This window comes from Dyella sp. (assembly GCF_035277725.1).
Taxonomy (GTDB): Bacteria; Pseudomonadota; Gammaproteobacteria; order Xanthomonadales; family Rhodanobacteraceae; genus Dyella_B.
This window is the reverse complement of sequence record NZ_DATEJY010000076.1, coordinates 1-4,293: the sequence shown is the minus strand read 5'-3', so window position 1 is coordinate 4,293 and position 4,293 is coordinate 1. Positions and strand designations below refer to the sequence as shown.

At 59.7% G+C, this 4,293-nt stretch carries 3 protein-coding genes and 1 pseudogene; 3 read left to right on the top strand and 1 reads right to left on the bottom strand.

What is annotated here, in order from left to right; all coding sequences use genetic code 11:
- From VJR68_RS07590 to VJR68_RS07580, 3 genes and pseudogenes are all read left to right on the top strand, one after another.
- Window positions 1–190, top strand: a pseudogene (locus tag VJR68_RS07590) (tetrameric acyl-CoA thioesterase); the annotation flags it as partial.
- Window positions 191–340: 150 nt separating this feature from the next.
- Window positions 341–1,009, top strand: coding sequence for a DUF502 domain-containing protein (locus tag VJR68_RS07585; RefSeq protein WP_324147056.1), 669 nt, complete (start codon window positions 341–343; stop codon window positions 1,007–1,009).
- 2 nt (window positions 1,010–1,011) lie between these two features.
- Window positions 1,012–2,811 (top strand): M14 family metallopeptidase, encoded by a 1,800-nt coding sequence (locus VJR68_RS07580; protein WP_414647751.1) that lies wholly within the window; start codon window positions 1,012–1,014, stop codon window positions 2,809–2,811.
- Between the two features lie 167 nt (window positions 2,812–2,978).
- Here VJR68_RS07580 and VJR68_RS07575 read toward each other — a convergent pair.
- Window positions 2,979–4,293, bottom strand: a 1,315-nt coding sequence (locus VJR68_RS07575) for a multicopper oxidase family protein (protein WP_324147054.1), incomplete at its 5' end; no start/stop codon positions are given.

The window sequence follows — 4,293 nt, the reverse complement described above, 5'->3', positions numbered from 1 at the left end:
ACCGGGCCGCGAGGATGTCTATGCACACTTCAAGCTCGAACCGGGCATGCTGGATGAGTTGCGTGCGGCAGCGGCGAACGGCGAGAAGGTGTTGCGCTGGTTTGATGTACCGATCAAGACGGCGGCGGGCGAAGTGGTCGCTATCGTGCGTAAGCAGCTTTATGTACGGCTGAAGCCGCGGAATCGTTGAACAATTCGCAGGTTCGAAAGCTCGCTGTTGTTCCCGTCCGCGCATATCCCATCCCCTTGGTTACTCCTGTTATTCGCGGCCCGCGCGAAAAAATCACGGCCGGGTATTCAGCTCTACAATAAGGCGCCCTCCCCGCCCCGAGCCCTCTTCATGCCCCCGTTGCGCGTCAAACGCTATCTCATCACCGGCCTGCTCACCTTCATGCCGCTATGGGTGACGTGGCTGGTGTTCAAGTTCATCGTCGGCTTTCTGGCCGATCTCGGCGCCCCGCTGGTGGCAGCCTTCGTCGGTGCGCTGGGCTGGGTATCGCCGCAGGTGGCCGATCAGCTCAGCCACGGGTGGGTTACCTACGTGCTGGCGCTGGTGCTTACCCTGGCCACCTTGTATCTGCTCGGTTTTCTCGCCAATCGCATGATCGGCCAGCGGCTGCTGCATGCGTTCGACAGCCTTTTGCAGCGCATTCCGCTGGTGCAGACCATCTATGGCGGCACCAAGAAATTGATGACGGTGCTGCAGCAAAAACCCAGCGGCGCGCAGCGCGTGGTGCTGGTGGATTTTCCGCGCAAGGGCATGAAGGTGGTCGGCTTCGTCACGCGGGTGATGCAGGAAGAAGGCACCGGCCGCGACATGGCGGCGGTGTATATCCCCACCACACCCAACCCTACTGGCGGGTATCTGGAAGTGGTGCCGCTCGATGAGCTGACGCCAACCGACTGGACCATGGATCAGGCCATGGCTTTCATTATTTCCGGCGGCGCGGTGGCGCCGGATACCTTGCCGGCAACGCCAGCCGCGTTGCCCGCCAAGGATCCCGCATGATCATGCGCCGCGCATGGCCGGCGCTTTTATTGAGTGCGCTGGCCATCGGCGCGCACGCTGCCGGGTCCGGAGACAACTGGACCACGCCGGCAGAAGCCTCTCAATTCCGCACCACGCCCAGCGATGCGCAAATGCTGGCCTATCTGCAGCGGCTGCAACAGGCGGCGCCGGACCAGATCAAGCTGGAAACGTTTGGCGTCACGCCACAAGGCCGCCCCATGACGGTAGTGATTGCAAGCCACGATGGCACGTTCACCCCGGACGCCGCCCGTGCTGCGCATAAACCGATCGTGCTGGTGCAAGCCGGCATCCATCCGGGTGAAATCGAAGGCAAGGATGCCGGACTGATGCTGTTGCGCGATATCGCCGTCACCGACAAATACCCGCATCTGCTCGACCACGTGGTGCTGGTTTACATTCCGGTGTATAGCGTGGATGGGCACGAGCACAACTCGCCGTACAACCGTATCAATCAGAATGGCCCGGAAAGCATGGGCTTTCGCGACCAGGCGCAGTACCTCAACCTCAATCGCGACTACATCAAAGCCGAAGCGCCGGAAACCTTGGCGTGGCTGAAGCTGTGGCAGGCGTGGTTGCCGGATTTCCTGATCGACGTGCACACCACGGACGGCGCCGATTACCCATACGACCTCACCTGGTACACCGAGGATCCGCACAAGCTCGATCCCGCTGTCGCTGCGTGGCAACGCAAGTTGTTGGTGGAACAGGCGATACCCGCGTACGAAAAGCTCGGCCATTCGGCTTCGATCTATCTGGAGTTCAAGGATGGCCGCGATCCGCGCAAAGGCATCGAGAATTTCGGTTCCGGGCCGCGCTTTTCAACTGGTTATGCAGCGCTGCAGAATCGCCCGGCGTTGTTGATCGAAACGCACATGCTGAAGTCATACGCCGTACGCGTACATGCCGTTTACGATTTGCTGCGCGTCGTGCTCGATCACATCGATCGCGATCCGACTGCCCTGCTGGCCACCACTCGCCAAGCTGATGCCGATACCATTGCGCGCGCCAGCGATGCGCACGCACAAGTTCCGCTGACGTTCAAGCCTGATCCCACGCCGACGCCGTACGAGCTTAAGGGCTACGCCTTTACGCAAACGCACAGCGATATTTCCAACGACACGTGGATCCAGTACGACCCGAGCAAGCCCGTCACCTATCGCATCAATAACTGGAACGGCTTGCTGCCTGATATATCGATCGCACCACCCGCCGCGTATATCGTGCCGGGCGAATGGAAAACCATCATCGACAAGCTGGATGCACACGGCATCGCTTATCGCCGCATCGGCCATCCGATGAAAGAGATAGATGCCACCGCCTACCAGCTCGATCAGCCGAAGTGGGCGAGCGAGCCGTTTGAAGGGCACCTGATGCTGCAAAGCTTCACGCTTCAAGCGCATCCAGAACAAGTGACTTTGCCTGCCGGCTCGGTCATCGTGCCGATGAACCAGCGTGCGGCGAACGTCATCATGGAGTTGCTGGAACCGCAGGCACCTGATTCCCTGCTGCGTTGGGGCTATCTCGATGCGGTCTTTGAAGCCAAGGAATTCGGCGAACCACGTGTGCTGGAGAAACTGGCACGCGACATGATGGCGAAGGATCCCACGCTGAAGGCAGCGTTCGAGCAGAAGCTGCATGATGATCCGGCATTTGCAGCGAATAGCCGGGCGCGGTTGAATTTCTTCTTTATGCGATCGCCGTGGTACACGGTGCAGCGCGTCGGGGCTTATCCGGTGTTGCGGGTGGATGCGGCGCAGCTGGCGAATATTGCCACCAAGTAGCCTGAGGGAGCTCCTAAGTCATCCCTCCGTTTTCAGATGGCGTTGGGATGAAGGGATTCACGTAGGCTGGGATGCCATCCCAGCATTTGTTGTGCATGGCGATGCTGGGATTACATCCCAGCCTACGATTTCATCTCGGCCTACAACATCGGTCTGCGGTGTTCGGCTTATGCGGGCACCACCTCGAAGGGCCGCATCATTTCGTTCGCCTCGTGCTCCAGCAGATGGCAATGCCACGCATAACGCCCCACATAACCATCAAAGCGCACAATGATGCGGGTGATCATTCCCGGCCACGCCTGCACCACATCCTTCCAACCCGCTTCGCCTGCCGCAGGCAACTGCGCCGGGCCGGTATAGCGAACCGTTTTGTCATCCATCCATGCGCCTTGATCAAACCGCCGGCGATCCAGAATCTGGAATTTCACCATATGCAGATGGATGGGATGCGAGTCGTCCGTCAGGTTGATCAGGCTCCAGATTTCCGTGCTACCGAGCACTGGCTTTTCCGTCACCGGCTCATGCCAGCGCTTGCCATCGAGCAACATCAGCATCGGTTCGGCGACGCAATCCTGATAGGAATCCAAGGTCAGCATGCGCTGCTTGGTTGCGACGGACTCGGGCAGGCGCGGCACATCGCGCAATACCGCAGGCACCACGCTCGTGTCCTTCACACGACCGCTGCCGATGCGGAATTGCATGATCGGAAGCACCTCGTTGATCAATTCGATCCGCTGTCCAGCCAAGAATGCAAAATCAATAACGACATCCGCGCGTTCGCCCGGCGCGATAAAAAGATTGGATTGCGTTACGGGCGCCGCCAGCAAGCCTTGATCGCTGCCGATCTGCAACAACGGTCGCCCGTCGCGCAGTTTCAAATTAAAGAAGCGAGCATTGGAAGCATTCAACACACGGAAGCGATAGCGGCGCGGCTGCACCTCGAGATACGGCAACAGCGCACCATTGACCAGCATGGCATTACCAAACACTTCTGGCACCCATGGCGCCAAGCTATTGCCCGATACCGGGTAGTAAAGCTGCGCCCCGGTGGTAAGCAGGCGATCGCTCAAGACCAGCGGAATTTCCTGTTCGTCGCCGGGCAAACCAAGCGATAGCTCGTGCTCGTCCCGCAACAGGTAAAAGCCGAACATGCCGGCGTAGATATTCAGGCGATTGATGCCCATCGCGTGGTCGTGGTACCAGAGCGCCGCGGCTTCCTGCTTGTTGGGATACGTGTGCAGGCGGCTTTGGCCGGATACATACCAGTCATCCGGATAACCGTCGCTGGCCGTAGGCACGCTTGCACCGTGCACGTGCACCACGGCGCGCACTTCCGGCCGGTCCGCTTCGGCACCGTGAATGCGGTGATCGATCGGCAGGAAATGCTTGGCTGGCAAGTCGTTGTGCCACGCGATGCGCGCCGTGCTACCGCTCTTCGCTTCAATGATGGGACCAGGCATGCAGCCGCCATAAGTCCACACC

Coding starts and splice junctions, on each gene's coding strand:
- VJR68_RS07585 (WP_324147056.1), top strand. CDS start 341: ATGCCCCCGTTGCGCGTCAAACGCTATCTCATCACCGGCCTGCTCACC.
- VJR68_RS07580 (WP_414647751.1), top strand. CDS start 1,012: ATGCGCCGCGCATGGCCGGCGCTTTTATTGAGTGCGCTGGCCATCGGC.